The following is a 21,284-nucleotide window of genomic DNA, read 5'->3' as shown; positions in this document are numbered from 1 at the left end:
GGACCCAACGGGGGTAAGTAGGTGCGGAGCGTCGCTCCCCGATGGGGCGACGGTAGGAACGTCGCCAGTCGCGTCGGCGGAATGTCGCTTCATCCGGTCGTTACACCGGCTTCAGCTCAGGGCCAGAGGGCCAGGGGCGCCTTGAACTGGCCGCCTCCCTTGCAGTAGAGCCACCGCTTTTCTTCTCCCTCCTTTTCGTGGGGCTGTTCCTGGCGGTTCTTGGGAACATAGCCGGACTTTCCTTCGACCCTGACCAGCGGCTGGGCCCATTGCCGGGCGAACCCGCCCAGTGCGTACTCGTCGCCGGTGAGGTTGGGGGTCGCGTGCCACCAGTACGAGCCGTTCCAGACGCGGAGATACCAGTCACCGCCCTTCTCGTAGGGGCCGAACTGCCACTTCGGTGCGTCCTTCCTGTCCTGCACGACGTAGCACCACCCGGACCAGCTGATTCCCAGGAAGCCCACGAGCACGCTGGTCCACAACCCCACGTGCTTGGCTTCGATGTCGCCCACCATTCCCGACGTATCGGGCGCGATGGCGTCCTGCGGCGTCAGGCCCTGGTTCGGGTCCTTGCCGGGAATGGGATCCGGGCCACTCTGCTGCAAGTCATGTATGCCGGACATGTCAGCCTCCCGAAGGCCGTGAGCTTTCGGCGGAACTCGGCATTCCGCCGAAGCGGAGTCGCATCCAGGATGGAGTCCTGTTCCGTCTCACGCTCCCCGCCTTGACGCATACGGGTGATAACGCCGGGCGTGAGCGCGAGCACGAGAACAGGCCCCCGCAGCGGCGGGCACGTGATCATCCAGCTAGTTTGCGGCTGGTACCCGAGCTAGGACCCCAGGGCTGTTCAGGTGGCGTCTGCGAACCGAGCGGGAGCCGGGTGTGGGTGTCCCACTCGTACATGCGCCGGTCGCGGTGGAGCACGATCAGCTCGACGCGGTCGATGTGCGCGGTGGCGGGCGCGGCGTCCACGGCGTCGAGGGCGGCCTGGACGGGGGCGGCGGGACCGGTGGCGTTGCTGTAGGCGATGGAGATGTGCGGGGCGAAGCCGGCGTCGGACTCCTCGACGGTGCCGCGGACACTGCGGATGGCGTCGCGCAGCGCCGTCCGTACGGCCGTCGGAGGGCCGGCGGGGGCGGCTTCCCACCGGATGGCCTCGGGGGTGATCTCGGGGCGGTGCAGCGTCAGGTCGAACGGCGGGATGAGGGTGAGCCGGTCGGCGGCCGCGGCGAGGACGACCTGGACCTCGTCGTCGGGGACGGCGTCGGCGAAGCCGAGCCCCTGGGTGGTCAGGTGCAGCCAGCGGTCGGGCACGAGATCGAGCCCGCCGGCGCCGGCGAGCGCCGTACGGTACGCGGCGGCCAGGCGGTGGACCTCGGGGGCGTCCTGGAAGGTGAAGTGGAAGGTCAGGAAACGGCGACCGGGCTGCCAGCCGGGGCGCCACCACCAGTGGTCGGCCATCTGCGGGTGCGCGTCGGGGTGTCGGGTCATGGGCCGCATCTCATCAGTCGCCCAGGGAGCCTGGCGAGAGGGCAAGGCGTCGCGGGGCGGAGTCGAGATACCAGGCTTCGACGGCGCTCTGCAGGGTGCTGGCGGTCCGGCCGGAGGCGACCGGGGAGCGGGCGACGTCGGCGGCCAGGTCGTGCAGCCGGGTGGCGATGGGAGCGAGGCGCTGCTCGGACGGCAGGGCGAGGACCGGGCCCAGGGCCTCGGCGGCGCCCTCCGGCTCGCCGAGCGCCAGGTGGGCGGCGGCGACGGTGATGTGCAGCTGCGCGGCCGTCCCGTACGCGTGCGGCGCCGGGTCCGACAGCGCCCCGGTGCCCTCGCGCAGGGCGGCCTCGGGGGCGCCGGTACGCAGGTGGGCGGCGGCGGCGTAGTTGACGCGGCGGAAGTCGCCGCATGAGAAGAGCCCGTCGACGTCGTCGCGGCCGCGGACGCTCTCCTGGGCCTGGGCAGCCCGGCCGAGTGCGGCGCGGGCCTCCTCGGCGGCGCCGAGGCGCGACCAGGCGTCGGCCTCCTGACAGGCCAGCAGCACGCCGGCGGTGCCGTGCGGGCTCAGCTCGGCCCCGCGGCGGGCGAGGGTGACGGCCTCCTTGAGCCGCCCGTCCCAGAACGCCACCTTCGAACGGGTGGACAGGACCCAGGCGCGCAGCGTGTCGTGGCCGGCGAGCTCGGCGCACAGCCACGCGGTGCGGCCCTGGGTGTCGGCCCGCCGCGGCTGGCCGAGATCGCAGGACATCCACGCCAGCAGCCCGCACAGGTAGCCGGCGACCAGGTACAGGTCGGCGGACTGCCGCGGGTGCTGATGGCCCTCCAGCAGCGCGAAGACGCGGTTGCGCAGCGCGCGGGTCTCACGGAAGACCGCAGCGGGCTTCTCGCACAGATAGCGGGCGGCGAGGGTCTGAGTGTCGGCCAGCAGCTGCTCCAGGGCGATCTCGCCCACGTTGGAGGACTCCGCCCACTGCGCCCACGCGACCGCCTCCTCGGACGCAAGCTCCACCAGCTCGGCAGGGCCCGGGTCCGCGGCCGCCGGTACGGACGCGTACGGCTCCACCGGATCCGGCGGGGCGGTACTGGCGGGGGCGGCGGCCGCGGACAGCAGGAGCAGCGGATCACCGTCGGGCAGGGCCTGGCGGTCTGCGATGTCCAGCAGGTCCCCGGCCGTGCAGCCGTACAGCTCGGCGAGCAGCGACACCAGCCCCGGCGCCGGCTTGCGCCGTGAGGCGGGCCATTTCTCCCACTTGCCCAGCAGCGAGGCGTCCGCCGCGACCGCCGACTCCGGGCGGGAGGCTGCCAGGTCGTTGAGGCGGTCGGCGGCCTGCTGCAGCGTCAGTCCGTACGCGTGCCGCCACGCCTCACGCGGACGGGCCCCGAACCGCACGCGCATCTCCGCCGCGATGTCCCGCCGGGTACAGCCGTGGTCGGTCATCTGCTGGCGCAGCCGGTCGCGTGCGTGTTTCGCGCCTGCCATCGAGCCGGGACTGGGGCCCACGACGCCCCCTTTCGTGCTGGTGCTGGGGCCACGGTAGGGCCGCAGCCGCCCCGCCGGACCCGAATCGCCGCTTCCCCCACCCGCCCCGGTGCCCAGGACCGAGCACCGCCGACGGCATCGGTGCAGACGGCGGCGCCTCACCCGTGTCCAGGAATTTTGGACGCCGCTGCCCGCGACAGGCTTCGTCGGGATTGACAGCGTGGTAGCGCGCGCCCGCCCCCTTCACCACCGGGCGCAGACCACTCCGAGAGGCCGCGCCATGCCCACCGCGCACTACCACGAGCCGTCCGCCGGCACCCCGCCTGTCCGTACCCAAGGCGGTGCGGATGACCGTGACTGCCCCGGTTGCCGCGCGCTGAGCGACGAGGCCCGGCAGCCCGGCGCCAACGCCGCCGACATCCTCGTACGCGTCATCCTGCACGAACAGACGCACCACCCGGCGCCCCCGAACCAGGCGGTCTGCGACGCCACCGCGAGGCCCTGATGAGCAGTCATTACACGGCCCTGTACGACCCCGCGAACCTGATCCAGGCGCACGCCCCCCTCGACCGCGTCCCCTACGAGTCGCTGGTCGCCATCGTGCTCGCCTGGCCCGAGGAACCCACTCTGCACGATCGCGACTACGTTCAGATCGCACTCCAGCTCACCGGGCACGCCCGCGCGGTCGCTGCCGACGTCCAGCAGCACGCCGCCCGCCTCCCGAAGGACAGCGGCCCGCGGGCGCTGGCCGAGGTCGTCCTCGGCGAAGCCGATCGGCGCCTGACCCCGCCGCTGCAGGGCACCGTGCGCTGCGCCCAGGGCCGCGCCCGCATGGTCCGCGCCCTGTACGAACGTCTGGACCGCCTCACCGCCCACACCCGCTGAAAGCAGCGATCCTGTTGCGGGACGCCAGGTCAAGAGGGGTCGGGGGTGTTGGTCCCAACAGGTCCAACGGGTGAGGCGGTGCTCCCGTGACGGCGGGCGGCGGTGTCCGCGCTGACGTCCAGGGCGCGGCCGACGGCCGTCCAGCTGTCCCCGGCCGTCCGGTCGGCGCGCACCGCGGCCGTGAGGACGTCCTCGGCCGCCTCGGCGAGTGTGCGGGCGGCGCGGGTGTAGAGCGCGGCGGCCCGCTCGGGACGCCAGTGGCGGTCTTCCATCTCGCCTTCGCCGCGCACCTCCTCGGCGTCGACGAGGGCGGCCAGGGCCCGGGCGGCAGCCGCCGCCCGGTAGGCCGCGGTCCGCAGCTCGTGCCGCGGCTCGCCCAGGGCCTCCGTACGTTCCTCCCGCAGCGCCTGTCGCCGACGCATCCTGGCGGCGATGCGCCTCCAGCGGGACCGGCACGCTTCGGAGCAGTACCGCCGCGGACGCCCCGTGCCGCTCGTCGCCGGCACCGTCTTGCCGCACCCCGGCCCGTCGCAGGTCCGCCACCCGCCCGCCATCGCCCTCCCCCTTTCTCCGGTCGCCAGGCCCGCGGTTCAGCGGTGCACGCCGACCGGGAAACGAGAGGTTTCCGGTCGGCACCCGCCGCACTCTGCGCGGCGGGTGCCGACCGGGGCCGCAGATGTGCTCACTCCGGTGCTCCGTAGCGGGGCTGGCGCAGGCAGGCCGGGCACAGGGGCACCCGTCGCAGCACGCGCACCGGCTCGGTGTCCGGGTGCACGGAGCAGAACGGATCGTCGGTGGTCATCGGCAGGCGCTGTGCCGGGGGCCGCAGCAGATACGCCTCGGCCCAGCGCCGCCCCGACTCATCCCGCTCCATCGTCGTCACTGTTCGCCTCGTCGTCGCCGACGTCGTCCTGTGGCTCGGCGACGGTCTCGGCATCCAGCAGCGGGTAGCCGTTGACCTCCTCGAGTATGCCCGGTCCTTGGGCCATCACCGTCGTCCCCTTCCCGCGCGGCGTCCCAGCCAGCGTCCGGCCCCCGGCCAGGACCGTCAAGGACCGGTGGCCCCCGCACCCGACGCGGATGCGCCGCCCCACAAGGCAGGCCGCGCGTGCAATTGCCCCCATTGGACCCAACGGGCCCAACAAGAGGCGTGCGGCGGCGCGGTCAGCCCCGCTGACGGCCCGGCTGCGGGCCAGGCGGCACACTGACGCGGTGACCACAGCACCGGCTCAGCCGTCCCGTACGCCCCTCGGACGCGGCGTCAGCTCCCTCATCCCCCAGCCCGCCGGCCCCGTTACCGACACTCCGGCCGGGCAGGCCGCAGCCGCTCTCGCCGCGCTGCGTACCGTGCCCGTCCAGGCCGGGGTGCTGCAGGCCGCCGTCGCGCTCCTGGACGACCCCGCCCGTACGGCCGCCGACCCCGAGGCCCTGGCGGCCGCGGCCGCCACCGTCAAGCTGCTGCGCGCCGCCCTGCAGCACGCCGTACCGGCGGAGTAGCCGTACGTCAGCCGGTTCCCCACTCCCGGCCGCCGCGCCACTCCACCCAGCCCGGGTCATCGAGAATCGCGGCGCCCTCCGGCAGCCCGGCCCGCCGCAGAAACTCCTCGACATCGACGTCCGAGAACGCGATGCCCAGATCGCGGTCGATACCGGCCGTACGGACGCAGACCCGGCGGCCGCCGGAGTCCGACGGCCGGTGCACGGTGATCGGCGCGGCCATGCTTCCACCCTGAGCCCGCACGCCTGCGGCCGCACGCCGGCGGACACGGCGCCAGGCTCTCCAGGCCGCCCTCACCAGGCCCGGCAGCACGAGTTGCCGTACGAAGCCCAGCAGTAAGTCCACTAACCACTCGTCCACGAACATCCTCCTGCTTGTCGTCAGGGCGGCTGTCACCCCGAAGGAAGGTCTGAGGGAGTAGAAGGCCCGGTGCGCTATCCCGAAGCGCAGGTCGCCGACGACCTCGCGCCGGAGCCGGCGTCGCGGCCCCTGCCGCGCCTGCACCGCGGCGTTGCCGCCCCTGCCAGGGCGGGCCGCCTGTTGACCGCCTCGACGTCTTCCACCGGCTTCTCCGCGAACTCGTGCATCCGGTGCGCCGCCGGGCGGAGAACGTGGGGTGTCCGCTACGCAGGTCACCCTGCGCTTCTCTTACCGCCGCATCGTGCGGTTGGGGCCAACTAGCGAGCGTGGTGCCCGGATCGACGGGGTCGGCCTGGCTGCTCCGCGCCCACCGGGTGAGCGGCTGCTGCACCGCCTGGCCCTCGCGGACGTCGGGCTCTCCCTGGAGGCCGACGGGCACACCGTGCTCACCGAGCGGGAGGTGCGCACCGCCGAAGCCGCGCCGGGCCGCTGAGCTCCTGGCGGACCTGCGGGTACCCACCGCTGCCCGGCGTGGCGAGCTGCTCGGCACAGTGGCCGGCGCCCGCGCCGTGCACTGGCCGGACCTGGTCCTGGTGCGCGCCGACGGGCGCCTGCTCGCCGTCGAGGTCGCGCTCACGCCGAAGACCGCGAGCGCGCTGCGGGCGATCTTGCGGGCCTACCATCAGGCCGGGCGCGCGGTCGTGTACGTGGGCACCGAACCGGTCCTGCGCCGGCTGCAGGGCGGCCCCGGCCCGGACGGCCGCTGGATCGACGGCGTCGCTCAGGACGTCGGGCTGCTGCCGCGCGGCGGGCCCGCTTCGCCGCCGCCGACCCGGGCGTCGTCGCCCAGGCGGAGCGTCACCGCGGCTCGGCGTGACGTTTCCGTCTCTGTTAGGGAGGGCACCGCTCCTGCCGATACGAAGAAAGGCCGGAATCCCGAGGGGCCGGCCTTCTTCGTGAGGGTGAGCCAACACGCCTCACAGGTCCCTGGTCGTCGCGGTGATGGGAGCCAGCGGTACGTCAGGGCAACGCACTCGCGAGTGCGTTGCTGGATGGTCGCAAGTACGGCACCGGTCCGGCAAAACGAAGTGGGTCAAGGCTGGGCGAAAAAGGCTCTGGCCTTTTGCGGAACATCCTGATCCGGTTGGTGTCAAGGGCATCGCGGCAGGTCAGGTGACAGCCGGTCGCACACCAGTCTTCGGCTGTGGCCAACGCATCTGGCACGTGTCCGGCTAACCACCTCTCGGGACCGGCGGGACAGCCGTGAACGTGGTGGGCGCAGAGACACGCTGAGCACTGGCACGATTTGCTCCGCCGCAGCCCGGCGGAGCCAACCGCCTGCGGCATCCAAGGGGAGCCAGTTCATGTACGCCTCCGGCCGCGCGAACGCGCCGGAGCGAACTCAGGGAGTCACAGTGACTGTCCATCACCCTGTCGCCGCGTGCGGCACCGCCCGTCCCTTCTTCGGTTTACCGGGGGCGGCTGTCATCGTGGTGATCCTTGTACTGGCCGGGCTCGTGCCCCAGCGCGGCACACCGTTGCCCGAGGCTTCCACGGTGCTCGCTGGCGCTGGCCTGTTCGCCGTTGCCGTGGTCCGGCTCAGGCAAGGACGCTTCTGGGAAAGCGCCGCACTTCGCTGTGCGGGGCGGATGCTGCTGACCTCCGGTCAAACGTGATCCGCAGTTACGGCCCGTCGGCGCTCGACGGCGCCGACCGGTACACCGATCCCATCGGTCGGCTTGCGCAGGAACTGCGCCGGGCTCGCTTGCGGCGCGGTCTGTCACGGTTGCGACTCGCGGAGAAGGCCGGCAGCTCAGTGGCAACGGTGCAACGGGCGGAAGCCGGCCGGGTGCGACCGACATGGCCGGTGACCCGACGTCTCGCCGCAGTGTGCGGCGTGGACATCGACCTGGCGGAACGCCTGTGGCGTAACGCGGGCCGGCCGGGACGCCCTCGCCTCACGGAAGCCCCGCGCGTGAACCTGATCCGTACCCCCGCCGACCTGGCGGCTGCCCTGCGGCGGGCCTGGGAAGGAAACGGCGCTCCCTCGCTGCGGTGCATGGAGGCGAGGGCGGAGACGCTCGCCAGACAGTACGCTCCGCTCTCGCGGATGGCCGCCTGGCGAATTCGGGAGCGGAAGCAGACGACTTCCTCGCTCGGGCAGCTCTACGCCTACCTGGCTGCCTGCGGAGTCCCGCAGAGCGAATTCCCTGCGTGGGCCCAGGCGTGGCACCGGGCAGGACGTCACGAGGAACCGGCGCTGAAGCGCCGGTCGCCTCCGGCGCCGCTGGGCGCCCCGGGCGAGAACACGCCGAGAAGGGCGGCGGCGCTCATGCTGGAGGCCGGTCTTGCGACGGCCGACCCCTTCCCCGGGATGCATGTGCCCTGGGCTGCTCGGTGCCGGCCGTGCGGGAAGCTCAGCCGTTATACGTTCGCCCGGGTGCTGGAAGGGGCCAGCTGTCCGGTCTGCCTCCACTTCCATGCGGTGGCGGCCAGCGAACAGGGCCCACCTGACGATCGCTGAAGTCCAGAAGGCGGCGATCTGTACTTGGGGTGAGGTACAGGAATGGTGAGCGGGTAGAAAAGTCGGAACTCGCTGTCGTCCAAAGGCTGTCCGTCGTGCACGAGCATGGTGAATCGGCCGATCGTCGAAGGATCGGCCCCGTTCCGAGGGGCTGCACGTGGACGAGTACCAGTCGCCTGACTGCCTGGGCTGCTCTGACGAGTCGCACCGGCAGGCGGTGGTGTTCCCGAACGACCCGATCGGTGACACCCGTACGGAGTCGCCGACCGGGCTGTACACCGAGCGCAGCTGGTGGTGCCAACCCTGCTGGGTCTACCGGGATCCGCTCGAACGGTTTCATCTCCTGTACGGCCGACGCCTGCGGAACTACACGTGTAGGAAGCTCAGCTACCTTCCGTCCAGCCAGCGTGAGGCGGCCGTGGACGAGGTCATGGCGGAGGCCATGGAGGCCTTGTGGAGGCAGCGCGAGACGCTGAAGACGCCGGAGCGCGCGATGTACGCCATGGCCAAGCGGATGGCCAGGAGGCGCTTCCCCCTCGATCCTAAGGAGATTCCCACTGACCTGTTGGAGACCGAGGAGGACGCGCAGGATCCGATCGACGCCTTGGTCGACCGGATCCTCCTGGAGGAGGAGCTCGACAAGCTCCCGGAGAAGACGCGTCAGTACCTCTATGACCACAAAGCGCTCGGCGAGACCGCAGAGTCGGTGGCGGCTGACTACGGCGTTTCCAAGGGAACGGTGACGCAGAGCGCTCGCCGCGGCCTGGACACGATGCGTCCGGCCTTCGACTACCTGCGCTTCCTCGCAGTGCTCTTGGAGCTCATCCGCCAGTTGATCATTGACTGACAAGGCGCAGGGGCGTGGAGGGCTGTCCAGGGGCCGGTAAGACCTATTGGGCCCAATGGGGGCAACCGGTGCAGCTTCAGCCAGGTGGCGTCTGCTGGCCGAGCGGGAGTCGGGTGTGGGTGTCCCACTCGTACATGCGCCGGTCGCGGTGGAGCACGATCAGCTCGACGCGGTCGATGCGCGCGGTGGCGGGCGCGGCGTCCACGGCGTCGAGGGCGGCGGGGCCGGCGGCGTTGTTGTAGGCGATGGAGATGTGCGGGGCGAAGCCGGTGTCGGCCTCGTCGACGGTGCCGCAGACGGTGCGGATGGCGTCGTGCAGCGCCGTCCGTACGGCCGTCGGAGGGCCGGCGGGGGCGGCTTCCCACCGGACGGCCTCGGGGGTGATCTCGGGGCGGTCCAGGGCCAGGACGAACGGCGGCAGCGCGGCGAGCCGGTCGGCGGCCGCGGCGAGGACGGCCCGGACCTCGTCGCCGGGGACGGCGTCGGCGAAGCCGAGCCCCTGGGCGGGGCGGTGCTGGCGGGGGACCTGCCGGACCTGATGCTCAAGGTGAACGTCAGGCGGACTGTCCCTCGCCTCCCGCGTCCTCATCTGCTCCGGAGCGCGGCGCTGGCGAGGCGGCGCTCGGGCGTTCCCGGCGGGTGCGCACGGCACGGGTGCTCCAGGCGCCGACGGCCAGGATCAGAGCGGCGCCGAGGCTGCCGAGAAATTCGGGCAGCGCGGCGTGCAGGAGGTCGGACATTCGAAGCGGGCACGCCACAGCGGAGGCCCTGGCGCGCCGTGCTCCGTTCGCGGTCCGAGGTGTGAATGCACCCGGGCCTCTGGGTGCGGTTGGTGAGGACGGTCTTCAGCCGCGTGGCCCGGGCCCCTTTTTCCACTCTCCAGCCCACCACGCGGCCTATCCCAGGCTTCAGTGTGTCCGGTCGCTGCGGGACGGGGGAATGCTTCGCCGTTTCCTCCGTGCTTGCTCCAAAAGATCCGTGTTGGATGATGGCGCCGACGGGCATGTGGCGAGCCGCTCGCTGACGGGTACACCGTGCTCACCGAACGCGAGGTGCGCACCGCCCAGGCGCCCGGCCGGGCCGCAGAGCTCCTGGCGGACCTGCGGGTACCCGGGGTACCCGCAGGCGCTGAGCGCGGCGAGCTGCTCGGCGTGATGGCCGCCGCCCGCGCGGTGCACTGGCCGGACCTGGTCCTGGTGGCGCTCACCGGGCGCCTGGTCGCCGTCGAGCTCACGCTCAAGCCCCGGAGCGCGCTCAGCACGATCCTGCAGGCCTACCAGCAGGCCGGGTGCGCGGTCGTGTGCGTGGGCACCGAATCGGTCCTGCGCCAGCTGCAGGGTCGTCCCGGCCCGGACGGCCGCTGGATCGACGGCGTTGCTCAGGACATTGGGCTGCTGCCGCGTGGCGGGCACCCGGCACGACGCGGTACGTCATTAGGAGAGAGCGTCTGGCCCGAGGGCACCCGCCCTCTGTCCGGTGTCCTGCGTGCTCTGGCATCTCCTTGCGTGCTGGGGCAGCATCACCTCATGGTCAACTACGTGCCCTCCCCTGACGAGGTGGCCGCCGCGCGGACCCCCAACGGTGGCTGGTCGAGAAAGCAGCTCGCGGAGTGGGATGTTCCCTGGCCTCCGCCGACGGGCTGGCGCAAGCACCTGGAGGCGAAGTGGAGGGGCGAGGATGTCGGTTCGGTGCCCCGCGAGGAACCGGACCAGGACGCCCTGTTCTGACGGTGACGCCGTTCACGGAGCGTGCAGACGTGCGATCCGACGCCAAGGTTCCCCAACCGCTGAGCCCACCATCACCTCCGCGAGGTCCTTCAGCCTTCGGACGCCCTATCCGTAGGACTGCAGCGTCGGTCACCGCAGTTTGTGGCACTGGCCCCACGTGGTCTGACGACACGCCTACGGTCGGGGGACGAAAGGCCGGATCGAGGGGAATTTCGCGCTACGTAGTCGTCCATGGAGCAGTCTGCTGGCTACCACTGGGACGGATCCCGCAAGGACCCCGATGCGCAGTCTGAGGTCCGGCGGCGGCGCAGTACGCTGCGGGTGCACCGGACGAGTCCGTCCACGGCCCTGCGAGCCGACAGCGTCACCCGCTGCCGCCACTGCAATCACCTCATCGAGTTCTTCGACCGTTTCGACGGCGGCCGCATCCCCCTGATGCCGCACCAGTTCCGGTCGACTGCCATCCCCGCGCGCCTGCGCTGGAGCGTCAACGGCGGGCTCGCCTACCTCGGGGACAGCGGACAGGCTCTGTGCCGGGTGCCGCACCCCGCGGTCTGCCCCGGGGTCGAGCACGATGACGACGATCCCGAGCTGGAGGCCGCGCGTACGGCCCACGGGAGACGCACCCGCAAGTGGATCGACGCGGGGGAGTTCACGCCGCAGCCGCGGGAGGCTGCGGTGGAGGCCGACGTCGCCGAGCAGCAGGTTGACGCTGGATGCGTCCGGCACATCATGCGTTATGCCAGCTGGCTGTGGCTGGGCCCGGACGCGATCGACGAGATCCAGTGCGTAGCGCGGGCCAATTCCACCGGACAACGCTGCCGGAACACGGTGTTCGACGCCGATCTTCGGGAGGGCAGCTGGGAACAAGCGGAAGTCCCCGCCCAGCAAGGGCGCGCCGGACGGACCCTCGGCGGGGGGCTGATGTGGGTGTACCAGCTGCACGTCCTGGGGCCGGAGGAGATCAAGCGATGGATGAAGCAGCGCTGCCCCCAGCACGCCCCGGGGCAGACCTCGACGCCGGATGCGATCGCTCCGCAATGGGTGCGCTTCGACGTCTGGCGCCACCCGGAATTCGTCCTGCACGAGCGGCCCCGGTGGGAGTGGGAACCGGTGGGGCCAGCTCATCCCTTGCTGGCGCGTCTAGCTGACGCCCACCCCACCACACAGTGCGCCGGCGAATCCTGCCGCAACGGCACGGTACGCACGGTGGAGCCGGGCTGGCTGTGCTGGGAGTGCGAGCGTAAGCACCAGCGCCGTAGCCGGATCCACCGTCGGCTGCAGGCCCGCGAGAAGGGCGCCGTCGGCACCCCACCTGCCGGGGAGGCCCCCGCCGAGGTAGCGCAGAAGGCCCGTGCACTGCTGTCCGGACGGGACGAGCCTCACGCCCCCGACCGCACGCCACCGTCTTGACCCGGCGTCTGGCGCTCGGCTGATCCGGTCAGCGCCAGTCCCGGCGCTCGGCCGCAGGATCGTCGTCCTCCCCCTTGCGCTGACACGAGTGGCACAGCCCCAGCTGCAGCTCCCGGCTGCGCTCGTTGAGTTGCGTACGGCAGTCCAGGCACTGTCCGGATGGCTGCTGCTCGTAACCGCACGAGGCGCATTTCCGCACCCAGCCGACCACGAACAGGCGCGGAGAGCCGCAGAACTGGCAGTCATGCGCGCGATGCCCCCGCTCGTGGGGATGGGCAAACTTCGGCCAGGCGGACGCGGGGTCGGGGCGGTAGCGGGAACGGCTCATGGAATAGTTCTCGACATCCGCGTGCCCCGGCCTGATGCCCCAGCCGGGTTGCTGCGAGATCACCGTGGCTGCGATGCGTGCCCCGCCCGGCGCCGGGCCGTATTGCACAGCAGGCACGGCCCCCACCCCGCCGGGGCGACCGGGTCGATCGGGCCGTGGGGGTGGCGACGGCAGCCGGCCCGCGCGGCGCCGGGACGCAGCAGCGCCCCTGTGGTCTCTACTGCCGAGCGAAGCGCGGCGTGCAGCTCGGCGACCTGGGGCCCCGTCGCAGCGGTGTTCAGGTCGAAGGCCAGGTCGTTGATGGTCGCGAGCTGGGCGCGCATCACGGAGAGATCGGCCTGAGAGATCAAATCGGGTCCCGTCCCTTGTATCGACAATCCGCCCTGACATAACGAAATGCCGCGTTCGTCCGTCACTGGCGTCGTACGGGGCCGTCGTGGAGACGGGCGCCAGGGCTGGCCGGTCGGATCGAAGCGGCCGGCGGTCCGGCACCTACTGGGCCAGCGGGCGACGTATGTCAGCCGCTGGGCGGAGGCTCGTCGAGGCTGTCCCACGGGCTGGACCGCTCCGGCGTCTTCGGGGCGGGCGGCGTCTGCGGGTGGGACTTGAACCAGGACAGGGCGCCGTTGTCGAGGTGGTGGCGAGCCCGGGTGACAGCGACGTAGGCCAGGCGCGCTTCGCCGCGGGGGATGGGCCCGGGGCGACCGAGGGCATCGGGCTCGGGCTCGGTGAAGTCCTCGCCGATCCGTACGGAGGACCACTCGCGGCCCTTGGCCTTGTGCACCGTGGAGACCGTCACCTCGCAGGCACTCTCGGATCCCAGCCGGTCGACCGCCTCCAGCACGGCCTCGGTCCCGAGGTCGTCGATGAGGTCCACCCAGGGCAGGAGGTCGGCGCCGGCCGGATCATTCTCGGCGTAGTCCTGGAGTTCGCCCCAGGACTTGAACAGGAACAGTTCGGGGTGGCGTGTGCCCCGGCCCGCCTTCAGGTCGCGGGCGGCGATCGCCAGGCTGCGCAGCGTGGCGCCGCCGCCAGCCATCGCCACCTGGCGTCCGGAGTCCATCTGGTGCAGCACCTCGGCCATCGCTCCGCCGTTCGTACGGCACAAGACGGCTTCCGGCTTGTCGGCCGGCGCGATGCGGGTGGTGGTGTTCTGGTGCCCCGTCAGCCGAAGAGGGGAACCGGTGAAGGCGAGCCACTGGTTGGCCTCTTCGGCGAGGGCGTGGCCGAAGCGGAAGGACTGGGTGAGCGTGAGCTGGGTGCCGTCGAAGCCGGTCATGATGTCGCGAGCGCCGCGCCACGAGTAGATCTGCTGAGCGGAGTCGCCGACCAGGACGAGCTGAGCGTGGCCGCGCTGCAGCATCAGGACGTACTCCAGGGCCGGGTTGGTGTCCTGGGCCTCGTCCAGGAGGATGTAGTCACCGGGGATGTAGGGGTCGCTGAGCTGCCAGACCTTCAGGTAGTGATCGTGGTCGACGCGCAGCTTGTCCCCGCGCGGGTCGCGCACGTCCTGCCAGGCGCGCTCGGCGTACGGCAGCACGGCACCGGCCAAGACCCTGTGCACCTGCGGGTCCTCTGCTCCGCGCTGCCGGGGGACGTGGTGCTCAGCCAGGTGCCGGTCGGCGGACTGGCAGAACCGCAGCACGGTCTCCTTGGTGATGTAGGCCAGGTTCCGCGCTTCGAAGAGCATCTGCCCTACGGTCAGGGTGTGCCGCAGCCCGAGCAGTTCGGCGGTCTTCCAGGCAGGCACGCGGGCGCCTCCGAAACGGTGCTTGTAGCGGAAACCGACGGTGCCGAAGGCCAGGCCATGGCCGGTGCTGCACTTGACCCGCGGCGGGAACTTGCGGGCGGCCTGCTCCTTCACGGCCCGGTTGAAGGCGATGTAGACGCCGCGCCGGCCCGTGTCCGCCGCCGCCATCAACTCCAGCGTGGTGGTCTTGCCGGTGCCTGCGCCGGCCTGCAGCACGAGGTTCCGGCCGGCGGCAAATTCGCGGCTCGCTGCCGCTTGCTCCTTCGTCGGCTCCAGAGTCGTCAATGCCCTATCTCCTTCAGGGGTGACCTGGCGGCATCAGCCGCAGCCACGGCAGACGCCGGGCTGACCGGAGCGTGCCAGGTTCCACTGACAATTCGTGACGACGAAATCGCACAGAGAGACAAGAGTGCGAGATTAGGTGATATATAGAGTCATTTTGCGTTGATTGACTCGAACAACTCCAACGCCGATGAGGTGGGTGCGTCCGGCGAGGTCCGGACGCACCGGCGACCGGCGGCCTTCGACGGCGCCGCCGATCGGTCGCCGCGGGCAGCCCCTGGCCCACCGCCTCCCCTCCCTTGACCGACTGCGAATCCAGTGTCAGGCCCAACGGAACGCGGCCCTGTCCGGCATGGAACAGGACCGCTTCACGCCCCCGGAAACACCGTCTCCTTCGGCGGAAGGAAAACGCAGGGCACAGATCGTCAGGACGAGCTCGGGCTGGGGGAGGAATCGTCCTCGTCAAGTTTTTCGGGCGTAACCTGTTCTCCGGTCACGGCGTCGAGGAAGACGCTGGTTTCCTTGTCCACATTATTCGGGTCGTTCTTCGGCCTGAGGCCGATCAGCCACACAGGCCGCCAAACCCCGTTGACGCGTTGGGCCATGAGGGATACCGGTTTGGCCTGCGTTCCTGGAGCAACATGTTCGGCCTGCCGCTTCGCGGCCGTCTTGCCGACGGTGACATCGGGCAAGTCAGGGTCTGTAATGCTTCGGGCAGTCAGGCTGACGACCCGCCCGGCCGGAGTGACGATGATGTCCAATCGCATTGGCATCATGACATCACGGCTGTAGCGGCGGTAGCTCAGGAGGCGCATACCCCCTTCATGCTTTTTCACGACAGGGCGGAACTCGATGTCGGCGCCTGTTATTTCACCCGGGAACCATTTACGGGCGAAGCGCTCGGCCGCCTTCTGCATGTCCGCCGCGGTAAGATTGCCGCCTTCGTCGGGCTTGCCCTCCGTGGTCATCTCCACCAGTTTGCGATCCGGCCAGGTGGCTACGAAGGCGCCGCGGTCTGTTGTAGCCCGCATACGCCAGCGGTCGTGGGCGAGTTTCGCGATTTCCGTCTCCCCGACTTCGGCGTGGGATCCGTAGAGTTCCTTGACGGTCTTGGCCAGCCACTCCTGCTTCTCGACAGGGTCACCGAAATCAGCTTTCGCTCGGGCATGCAGTTCTTCGTAGTTGACGCGCGTGAGAGTGGACTGAAAAAGCACTGCGCCGAAAGCCGTTACCGCGACTACCGCACCGACTCCCCATAGTGCGTCTTTGCGGGTGAAGGGAAGCCGGCGCTGGCGGCCCCACAGGTACAGGCAGCCGAGGAGGAGTCCGAGGGCCCCGCCGAGGGCATTGGCCTTGATGTCGTCGTAGCTGCACGAACGTCCCAGTTCCGTCCAGCCCTGCACCAGCTCGATCCCGCAGGTCAGCGTTAGTGTCGCTGCCAGCACCAGGACCGGGCGGCGGAACAAGAGCACGGCGAGGAAGCTCACTGGAACGAACAACAGGATGTTCAGCTGGGCCGACTCCGATGTCAGGAAGTCGAGACCGGGCAGGCCGGTGTCACACGATTTAGCCTGCCCGGTCCCGGCGACTCCCGGCATCATCGTCACGGCGATCACGCCGGCCAGGAACGTGGCCAGCAGCAGCGGCAGGCCGACAGGCCTCCTCTTGAGTTTGGCTATCAAGAATGCAGGCATGCCCAGGAGAGCGGCGGCAATCAAGAAGGCCGGAATGAGGCCGGGCAGCGCACCGACCGATGCTTCAATCACCGAATACGTCTTTCAGAGAGCGGGAACTGGGTAGCGCTGGATCAGCAAAGGTCCCTGACGGAAGGCGTCTCGTACAGCTTCCCGCCCGACCTCATGAAGCCGATGGCGTAGCACTGCGGCACGGTGCTGACCGACTTTCCGCCGAAGTTGTGACTCACCGTCTGCCCCGCCTTCACCGTCTTGGCGGGGGAGTTGTATTCTGCCGTCTGGGTGTCGAGGCCGAGCGTGACCGAAACCGCGCTTCCGCCCGTCTTGTGGTAGCTGGCCGAAGAGAAGAATTTGGTACCGGTCGTGCCGAGGTAACGCCCATTGATCGCGGTGAAGCTGAGCGTCCCGTTCGACAGAAGCGTGGATGTCGTGCCAGCGTACGCAACCGTGGAGCCCATAGCCGCGAGCGCAACCCCCCCGACGGCAACGATCCGCGCTACCTTCTGCGGGATAATGTTCACGTTTCAACCCCCTTGAAATGTGCGGTCGGCGCAGGAAGGCGGCTTTCGGCCAGCCCTAATGATGACCGGAAACCCCTGCTCCGTCACTCGCCGCCTTCGGACGAGCGTTCGATTTGAATTTATCCCAAGCCGATCACGGCATCCACCTCTTTTCCTCTCCTCAGAACGATCTAGGCACGTTGCCCACGCAGGGCATACCGCCGCCCGATGGCGCTACGAAACTTATGCAGGACCAGGCGTGCGGGCGCGGGTATAGAGAGCACCGCGGTTCCACGGCTGGCCCTGTGGTGTAGGTCGTGGTCCGGAGACACCGAGCAGCTTCGCGATCGAGGTGATGGTGCTGTCCGGCTGCGCGAGCAGGGCTCGGGCGTGCCCGGAACTGCTCCTCCGTCATCGAGGCGGCCGGCCGATGTGCTCTCCGCGGGCACGGGCTGTCCGTCGGCGTACGAGGTGACGTGGATCCAGCGGGCGGTCCGCCTGACCCATCTGGACACCGCGATCTGTACGGTCCGGGACCACCACGTGGGTGCCGGCGAGCTCGCCGGCCATCCGGCGCCGCCCTTTCGGGTCTGCCCCCAGCGCCTCAGTGGCCCTGGGGGCAGACCGGTGCCGCCGTTGGAGGCCCCGTGGGAGCGCCGGGACACCAGTGTCGCGCTGTGGGAGCGGGCTCGCCTGCCGGTATCCGTGCGCGAGCGCATCATGGCGCTGCAGGACATGGTCACCGGTTTGTCCCGGCTCTGCTTCACCATGAACTTGCCCCAGCTTGAGGCGCATTGATGCAGGCGTCACCGACGGGCGGCCCCGGTGTGCGGAGAACTGGCTAGGCGGACTGCTGGCCGTCTCCCGCGCCTCCGTGCTCCTCGGGACGGGACGCGGGCGGGGCGGCGCCCGGGCGGGACCGGCGGGCGCGCAGGGCGCGGGCGCTCCAGGCGCCGAGGGCCACGGTGAGGGCGGCGCCGAGGCTGCCGAGGAACTCGGGCAGCGCGGCGTGCATGAGGTCGGTCATCCGGATGCGGGCACGCCACGGCGGAGGCCCTGGCGTGCCGCGCTCCGTCCGCGGTGTCGACGTGTACCTGTGGTGCCCCCGGACCCCTGGGGATGAAGAGCAGGAACGGTACGTCGCGGACGCCGCCCGGCCTGCTCGACCCGGACCTGCGCGCGATCGTCTGCTCCGGTGGCCAGTGTGCCGTCAGCCGTCGGCATCCGGGGAGGTTTGGTGTTTCCTCCGGGTAAGGGCGGAAGGCCCTGCAGTGCGGCAATTCCGTGCCCGCCGACGGCATGGCGTCGGATAAGCTCTCGTTATCCGGAAGACTTGGGCGTTCCCCCCGATTCCATGCGCGCCGAGGGCTCCTTCCTGCGCCGTCGGTAGGCCCTCTGCCTGCAGGCGTTGGAGCAGTAGCGCTGTGGGCGTCCCCCCGTGACCAGGAGGATGCTCTCCGGCAGGAACCGACGGAGGCAGGACGGGCAAACGACGAGCAGCGTCTCCGCCGCGGACTCGACCCATCGGCGCAGCTCCGCCGACCGCGTCACAAAGTCGCCGTCCAGTTCGCCTGCGATGAGCTGTGAGCGAGAGGGGTGCCGCAGTCGGGCAAACGCCGCGCTGAACAGGCGCTGGGCATCTGGTTCGGTCAGCCGCAGACGCCGGGCGGCCTCAGGGAGGGACAGACCCACTTCCACGATGAGCACGGCGACGGCGATCTCGCGGCGGTCAGTGATCGTGTTCAAGACCGTGCCGAAGTTGCTCAGGCTGGCCCGTTCCGGGGTGGTGTCGCGGTAGGTCCGGCGTCGCTTCACCGCCGCTCCTCTTCTGCGGTGGGGGCCAGGGGGCGCTGTATCAGGACCGTCCGGGCGGCCGTGATGTCGATCGTGGGCGGCCGGACGGTGACCTCCATAATCTCCGGTGCGGGCGCCGGCGCGGGAGGGTCGGTGGTGTCCTTCCTGCCCCAGGGCAGGAAGGACGACAGGCTCACGAAGACGTGCCCGAGGGCCAGCAGCGCCTCCGGAAGATCTTCGGGCCGGGCCTTACGAACAGCCAGGCGTGTGATCACCAGGGCCAGAGCAACGAGCAGAGCCACTGCCGTGAGCACCACGCAGGCCAGGCCCAGGCCCCAGAAGGGCGCAGGCATCGCAGAACTGACGAGGGAGCCGGGTGACGGCCGGTCGGGCACAAGAACCTCCGGAACGCAGAAAAGCCCCGACCGGGGGTCAGGGCGCAGGGAAGATGAGCAACAAAAAACTCCCGGCCCTGCAGGGCCGGGAGTTTTTTGTTGCTCATCTAGGGGCACACGGGTGCCGCTCTGGAGCGAGCTTGGCACAATTCGATAACCGCGTCAACTCGCCTATTTCTGCAGGTCCTTCGTGGCTACTCCGCAGCGTACGCAGACAATAGGTTTCGTAACGCGCCGCGCGGGAGAGCGGCTCCGGGGGTAGAGCCACTACCCCGCGGCGCCCGCCCCGGTCCTGCTGCGCCCGGTCGTAGTTGGGCGATACCGACTCCGACTGCAGCAGAGTGAGCCGCACGCCGGTCACCGACCGTCCCCGTGTTCCAGGGCGCCGACGAGGTCGGCGGCGAGGCCGTAGCCGGGGCTGTCCTCCAGGAGGCTGCGGCGTTTGTTGTAGCGCTGGGTGGTGCGGGAGTCCTTGTGGTCGGCCCACTGCTGGACCTTGTCGATACGGGCGTCGGGCCGGGCCAGGGCGTGGGTGATGGCGTCGCCCTTGGTGCCGTGCGGGCCGCGCAGCGGCAGCCCGGCGCGCTTGGCGAGGGCCTGCAGCAGCCGCCACGCCGCGGGTTCGTCGAGCCGGCCGCCGCTGGCGGTGCAGAACAGCCAGCCCTCCGTGCGGTCGCCGAGGTAGTCCTGCAGCGCGTCCCAGGCCGCCGGCGGGATCGGCTTCTTCTTCCGGCCGCCGCCCTTGACCTTCTCCAGGTGCAGCACCCGGTGGCCCCGGTCGTAGCCGAGATCCTCGACCCGGGCGTTGAGCAGGGAGTCGATGCGCAGGCAGCAGGTGTACAGCACGAGCAGCAGGGCGTAGGCGCGCTTGCGGTACGCCGCCGCCCGGTGGTGGTCGCGGGCGGTGACCAGCAGCGTCGTCCACTCCTGCTCGGTGTAGCCGGGGGTGGGCGAGTACAGCGGGTCGAGCACCGGCCGCTGCACCGCGTCGAACGGGTTCTTGACCCCTTCGTCGCTGACCTTGTCCAGGTAGGCGAAGAAGGAGGACGCCGCCGACAGGGCGTTGGCGCGCGAGGCGTCGGAGTACGGCTGGCCGGTGCGGGTCATCTCGCCGCGCCGGCCGCCCTTGACCCGGACCCAGGTCGGGGCGGTCTCCAGGTGCAGCCGGAAGGTGTCGGCCAGCGCGTACTTCACCGCCATCGGGTGGGTGCCGTGCTCGCGGGCGAACTCCTCGAAGATGCGGAAGCCGCGCGCGTACGCGCGTTGGGTGTGGACCGAGCGCTGGTGCGCGATCCAGGCCGCGGCGAGGGTGGGCAGCGCGTCGCCCTCCCCGTACAGCCCGGCGAGGTGGTCGTGGAGCCTGCGGGCGTGCTCGGGCCACAGGTCGCGCGGATCGCGCCGGACCGCGGGGAGCCCGCCCCGGGTGGTGGGGGACAGCTCTGCCGCGGTCACGCTGTGGCTCCGTCCTGGCCGGGGGCGGGTTTCGCCCTGGACTCCAGCACCTGCTGGACCTCGGCGAGCAGCCGTACGACGTCGTCGTCGGCCGTGAGTTCGCCGGCGGCGATCCGCCGCTGGACCGCCGCTGTCCGGCGGGCCAGGCCGAGTAGGCCCGCGTCCCCGTCGTCGGCCGGAGCCGGCTTATGGGACGGCCCGTCGGGCAGCCGGGTCCGCCGTCGGCTGTCCTGGTTCCTGCCGGACGCGCGCTGGGCCGTCCTGTAGGGGCGGACGAGCTGGTACACGTCCGCGAACGGGCCGCCTCTCGTGTACTGGCTGTGCGGCAGGTGGCGCAGCAGGATGTCGGCGACGGCAAGAATCTGGTGCGGAGGCGGCGGGGGCTTGCCGTGGATGTCGACGTGGGCCGTCAGCACGCGGTGAAGGGTGCTCTTGCTGACGCCGAGTTCCTCGTGCAGGGAACGCAGTGACGGGCTGCCCGCGGCGCGATGCAGTTCCCGGAGGAGACCCGACCTGGCCAGATGCGTGATCCGCGCTCCGCGGGTCCAGGGCCTGGGCTCCAACGCGGCCCGGACCGCGTCGTCCCGCAGCTTCTGCCAGTGGTCGATGTCGTCCGGGGGGACCGCGCAGGCCGTCAGGAACGCGGTCAGCGCCTCTGGCGTGGGGATCTGCTGGCCGGACGCGGTGCGGGAGAGGGAGGCGGCGCTGAGGGACACGGTCTCGCTCATGGCCTGGTAGCTGAGGTTCGAGGCGGCCCTCAAGTCCCGCAGGCCCTGGGCGAGTTCTAGCAGCGGCCGAGAGGCGTCTATGGGCAGGGGGGTTTCGGGGCGTGCCATCAGCGCTGGCCTCCTTCACTGTCTTCAC

28 protein-coding genes are annotated in these 21,284 nt (G+C 70.7%); 10 read left to right on the top strand and 18 right to left on the bottom strand.

The window, feature by feature from the left end; genetic code table 11:
* Positions 1-116 precede the first annotated feature (116 nt).
* The 3 genes from AB0A97_RS38180 to AB0A97_RS38170 all read right to left on the bottom strand — a co-directional run bounded on the left by AB0A97_RS38180 (position 117) and on the right by AB0A97_RS38170 (position 2,992).
* Positions 117-623: a hypothetical protein gene (locus AB0A97_RS38180; RefSeq protein ID WP_361159565.1), complete on the bottom strand. Its 507-nt coding sequence runs from the start codon at positions 621-623 to the stop codon at positions 117-119.
* A gap of 175 nt (positions 624-798) precedes the next feature.
* A complete protein-coding gene (locus AB0A97_RS38175) occupies positions 799-1,491 on the bottom strand; it encodes a 2'-5' RNA ligase family protein (RefSeq protein ID WP_361159562.1) in 693 nt (230 codons plus the stop codon).
* A gap of 13 nt (positions 1,492-1,504) precedes the next feature.
* On the bottom strand, positions 1,505-2,992 hold the full coding sequence (locus AB0A97_RS38170; protein ID WP_361159559.1) for an XRE family transcriptional regulator: 1,488 nt from the start codon (positions 2,990-2,992) through the stop codon (positions 1,505-1,507).
* Positions 2,993-3,251: 259 nt separating this feature from the next.
* Here AB0A97_RS38170 and AB0A97_RS38165 point away from each other — a divergent pair, with 259 nt between their 5' ends.
* Complete coding sequence (locus tag AB0A97_RS38165; RefSeq protein ID WP_361159556.1) at positions 3,252-3,476, top strand: hypothetical protein; 225 nt, start codon at positions 3,252-3,254, stop codon at positions 3,474-3,476.
* On the top strand, positions 3,476-3,856 hold the full coding sequence (locus AB0A97_RS38160; protein ID WP_361159554.1) for a DUF6415 family natural product biosynthesis protein: 381 nt from the start codon (positions 3,476-3,478) through the stop codon (positions 3,854-3,856). Before AB0A97_RS38165 ends, AB0A97_RS38160 begins: the two co-directional genes overlap by 1 nt.
* Positions 3,857-3,885: 29 nt before the next feature.
* Here the strand turns inward: AB0A97_RS38160 and AB0A97_RS38155 are convergent, their stop codons facing one another.
* The 3 genes from AB0A97_RS38155 to AB0A97_RS38145 all read right to left on the bottom strand — a co-directional run bounded on the left by AB0A97_RS38155 (position 3,886) and on the right by AB0A97_RS38145 (position 4,845).
* Entirely contained in the window at positions 3,886-4,278 is a 393-nt protein-coding gene (locus tag AB0A97_RS38155; RefSeq protein WP_361159551.1) for a hypothetical protein, read from the bottom strand.
* A gap of 260 nt (positions 4,279-4,538) precedes the next feature.
* Positions 4,539-4,730 (bottom strand): hypothetical protein, encoded by a 192-nt coding sequence (locus AB0A97_RS38150; protein ID WP_361159549.1) that lies wholly within the window; start codon positions 4,728-4,730, stop codon positions 4,539-4,541.
* Positions 4,717-4,845: a hypothetical protein gene (locus AB0A97_RS38145; RefSeq protein WP_361159546.1), complete on the bottom strand. Its 129-nt coding sequence runs from the start codon at positions 4,843-4,845 to the stop codon at positions 4,717-4,719. The genes AB0A97_RS38150 and AB0A97_RS38145 overlap by 14 nt, the downstream gene beginning before the upstream one ends.
* Positions 4,846-5,068: 223 nt before the next feature.
* Here AB0A97_RS38145 and AB0A97_RS38140 point away from each other — a divergent pair, with 223 nt between their 5' ends.
* Positions 5,069-5,353: a hypothetical protein gene (locus AB0A97_RS38140; protein WP_361159543.1), complete on the top strand. Its 285-nt coding sequence runs from the start codon at positions 5,069-5,071 to the stop codon at positions 5,351-5,353.
* A gap of 7 nt (positions 5,354-5,360) precedes the next feature.
* Here AB0A97_RS38140 and AB0A97_RS38135 read toward each other — a convergent pair whose 3' ends face one another.
* Entirely contained in the window at positions 5,361-5,576 is a 216-nt protein-coding gene (locus AB0A97_RS38135) for a hypothetical protein (RefSeq protein ID WP_361159540.1), read from the bottom strand.
* Positions 5,577-5,970: 394 nt separating this feature from the next.
* Between AB0A97_RS38135 and AB0A97_RS38130 the strand changes: the two genes are divergently transcribed.
* From AB0A97_RS38130 to AB0A97_RS38115, 4 genes are all read left to right on the top strand, one after another.
* Entirely contained in the window at positions 5,971-6,207 is a 237-nt protein-coding gene (locus tag AB0A97_RS38130; RefSeq protein WP_361159537.1) for a hypothetical protein, read from the top strand.
* 922 nt (positions 6,208-7,129) lie between these two features.
* Positions 7,130-7,390, top strand: a complete 261-nt coding sequence (locus AB0A97_RS38125) for a hypothetical protein (RefSeq protein WP_361159534.1) — start codon at positions 7,130-7,132, stop codon at positions 7,388-7,390.
* Positions 7,387-8,238: a helix-turn-helix domain-containing protein gene (locus AB0A97_RS38120; RefSeq protein WP_361159531.1), complete on the top strand. Its 852-nt coding sequence runs from the start codon at positions 7,387-7,389 to the stop codon at positions 8,236-8,238. The genes AB0A97_RS38125 and AB0A97_RS38120 overlap by 4 nt, the downstream gene beginning before the upstream one ends.
* 157 nt (positions 8,239-8,395) lie before the next feature.
* Complete coding sequence (locus AB0A97_RS38115; protein WP_361159528.1) at positions 8,396-9,085, top strand: sigma-70 family RNA polymerase sigma factor; 690 nt, start codon at positions 8,396-8,398, stop codon at positions 9,083-9,085.
* A 76-nt stretch (positions 9,086-9,161) separates the two neighbouring features.
* On the opposite strand, the gene AB0A97_RS38110 is transcribed toward AB0A97_RS38115, so the two are convergent.
* Complete coding sequence (locus AB0A97_RS38110; protein WP_361159525.1) at positions 9,162-9,674, bottom strand: 2'-5' RNA ligase family protein; 513 nt, start codon at positions 9,672-9,674, stop codon at positions 9,162-9,164.
* A 445-nt stretch (positions 9,675-10,119) separates the two neighbouring features.
* Between AB0A97_RS38110 and AB0A97_RS38105 the strand changes: the two genes are divergently transcribed.
* Entirely contained in the window at positions 10,120-10,812 is a 693-nt protein-coding gene (locus AB0A97_RS38105; protein WP_361159522.1) for a hypothetical protein, read from the top strand.
* Positions 10,813-11,043: 231 nt separating this feature from the next.
* On the top strand, positions 11,044-12,225 hold the full coding sequence (locus AB0A97_RS38100) for a DUF6083 domain-containing protein (protein WP_361159519.1): 1,182 nt from the start codon (positions 11,044-11,046) through the stop codon (positions 12,223-12,225).
* Positions 12,226-12,253: 28 nt separating this feature from the next.
* Here AB0A97_RS38100 and AB0A97_RS38095 read toward each other — a convergent pair whose 3' ends face one another.
* The 5 genes from AB0A97_RS38095 to AB0A97_RS38075 form a co-directional block, all read right to left on the bottom strand.
* On the bottom strand, positions 12,254-12,616 hold the full coding sequence (locus AB0A97_RS38095; protein ID WP_361159517.1) for a hypothetical protein: 363 nt from the start codon (positions 12,614-12,616) through the stop codon (positions 12,254-12,256).
* A complete protein-coding gene (locus AB0A97_RS38090; protein ID WP_361159514.1) occupies positions 12,613-12,903 on the bottom strand; it encodes a hypothetical protein in 291 nt (96 codons plus the stop codon). The genes AB0A97_RS38095 and AB0A97_RS38090 overlap by 4 nt, the downstream gene beginning before the upstream one ends.
* Before the next feature lie 167 nt (positions 12,904-13,070).
* On the bottom strand, positions 13,071-14,588 hold the full coding sequence (locus tag AB0A97_RS38085) for a UvrD-helicase domain-containing protein (RefSeq protein WP_361159511.1): 1,518 nt from the start codon (positions 14,586-14,588) through the stop codon (positions 13,071-13,073).
* Positions 14,589-15,010: 422 nt separating this feature from the next.
* The gene (locus AB0A97_RS38080) at positions 15,011-16,351 is read right to left on the bottom strand and encodes a VanZ family protein (protein WP_361159509.1); all 1,341 of its coding nucleotides are present in this window, start codon (positions 16,349-16,351) and stop codon (positions 15,011-15,013) included.
* A 41-nt stretch (positions 16,352-16,392) separates the two neighbouring features.
* Entirely contained in the window at positions 16,393-16,800 is a 408-nt protein-coding gene (locus AB0A97_RS38075; RefSeq protein ID WP_361159507.1) for a hypothetical protein, read from the bottom strand.
* Positions 16,801-17,250: 450 nt separating this feature from the next.
* Here AB0A97_RS38075 and AB0A97_RS38070 point away from each other — a divergent pair, with 450 nt between their 5' ends.
* Complete coding sequence (locus AB0A97_RS38070) at positions 17,251-17,577, top strand: hypothetical protein (protein ID WP_361159504.1); 327 nt, start codon at positions 17,251-17,253, stop codon at positions 17,575-17,577.
* 43 nt (positions 17,578-17,620) lie between these two features.
* Here the strand turns inward: AB0A97_RS38070 and AB0A97_RS38065 are convergent, their stop codons facing one another.
* From AB0A97_RS38065 to AB0A97_RS38045, 5 genes are all read right to left on the bottom strand, one after another.
* Positions 17,621-17,806 (bottom strand): hypothetical protein, encoded by a 186-nt coding sequence (locus AB0A97_RS38065; RefSeq protein WP_361159501.1) that lies wholly within the window; start codon positions 17,804-17,806, stop codon positions 17,621-17,623.
* A gap of 293 nt (positions 17,807-18,099) precedes the next feature.
* The gene (locus tag AB0A97_RS38060) at positions 18,100-18,594 is read right to left on the bottom strand and encodes a hypothetical protein (protein ID WP_361159498.1); all 495 of its coding nucleotides are present in this window, start codon (positions 18,592-18,594) and stop codon (positions 18,100-18,102) included.
* Complete coding sequence (locus tag AB0A97_RS38055; protein WP_361159496.1) at positions 18,591-18,926, bottom strand: hypothetical protein; 336 nt, start codon at positions 18,924-18,926, stop codon at positions 18,591-18,593. The genes AB0A97_RS38060 and AB0A97_RS38055 overlap by 4 nt, the downstream gene beginning before the upstream one ends.
* Positions 18,927-19,325: 399 nt before the next feature.
* Positions 19,326-20,420 (bottom strand): tyrosine-type recombinase/integrase, encoded by a 1,095-nt coding sequence (locus AB0A97_RS38050; protein WP_361159493.1) that lies wholly within the window; start codon positions 20,418-20,420, stop codon positions 19,326-19,328.
* The gene (locus AB0A97_RS38045; RefSeq protein WP_361159491.1) at positions 20,417-21,256 is read right to left on the bottom strand and encodes a helix-turn-helix transcriptional regulator; all 840 of its coding nucleotides are present in this window, start codon (positions 21,254-21,256) and stop codon (positions 20,417-20,419) included. The genes AB0A97_RS38050 and AB0A97_RS38045 overlap by 4 nt, the downstream gene beginning before the upstream one ends.
* Positions 21,257-21,284 lie beyond the last annotated feature (28 nt).

Source organism: Streptomyces sp. NPDC045470, assembly GCF_040646595.1.
Lineage (GTDB): Bacteria > Actinomycetota > Actinomycetes > Streptomycetales > Streptomycetaceae > Streptomyces.
The sequence above is the reverse complement of the archived record's forward strand: the minus strand, read 5'-3'. Positions and strand labels throughout refer to the sequence as shown.

Excerpts from the sequence above, each read along its gene's own strand:
- AB0A97_RS38175 (WP_361159562.1), bottom strand. The coding sequence starts at position 1,491 with ATGACCCGACACCCCGACGCGCACCCGCAGATGGCCGACCACTGGTGG.
- AB0A97_RS38180 (WP_361159565.1), bottom strand. The coding sequence starts at position 623 with ATGTCCGGCATACATGACTTGCAGCAGAGTGGCCCGGATCCCATTCCC.
- AB0A97_RS38150 (WP_361159549.1), bottom strand. The coding sequence starts at position 4,730 with ATGGAGCGGGATGAGTCGGGGCGGCGCTGGGCCGAGGCGTATCTGCTG.
- AB0A97_RS38100 (WP_361159519.1), top strand. The coding sequence starts at position 11,044 with ATGGAGCAGTCTGCTGGCTACCACTGGGACGGATCCCGCAAGGACCCC.
- AB0A97_RS38160 (WP_361159554.1), top strand. The coding sequence starts at position 3,476 with ATGAGCAGTCATTACACGGCCCTGTACGACCCCGCGAACCTGATCCAG.
- AB0A97_RS38155 (WP_361159551.1), bottom strand. The coding sequence starts at position 4,278 with ATGCGTCGGCGACAGGCGCTGCGGGAGGAACGTACGGAGGCCCTGGGC.
- AB0A97_RS38145 (WP_361159546.1), bottom strand. The coding sequence starts at position 4,845 with ATGGCCCAAGGACCGGGCATACTCGAGGAGGTCAACGGCTACCCGCTG.
- AB0A97_RS38045 (WP_361159491.1), bottom strand. The coding sequence starts at position 21,256 with ATGGCACGCCCCGAAACCCCCCTGCCCATAGACGCCTCTCGGCCGCTG.
- AB0A97_RS38110 (WP_361159525.1), bottom strand. The coding sequence starts at position 9,674 with ATGAGGACGCGGGAGGCGAGGGACAGTCCGCCTGACGTTCACCTTGAG.
- AB0A97_RS38135 (WP_361159540.1), bottom strand. The coding sequence starts at position 5,576 with ATGGCCGCGCCGATCACCGTGCACCGGCCGTCGGACTCCGGCGGCCGC.
- AB0A97_RS38065 (WP_361159501.1), bottom strand. The coding sequence starts at position 17,806 with ATGACCGACCTCATGCACGCCGCGCTGCCCGAGTTCCTCGGCAGCCTC.
- AB0A97_RS38055 (WP_361159496.1), bottom strand. The coding sequence starts at position 18,926 with ATGCCTGCGCCCTTCTGGGGCCTGGGCCTGGCCTGCGTGGTGCTCACG.
- AB0A97_RS38165 (WP_361159556.1), top strand. The coding sequence starts at position 3,252 with ATGCCCACCGCGCACTACCACGAGCCGTCCGCCGGCACCCCGCCTGTC.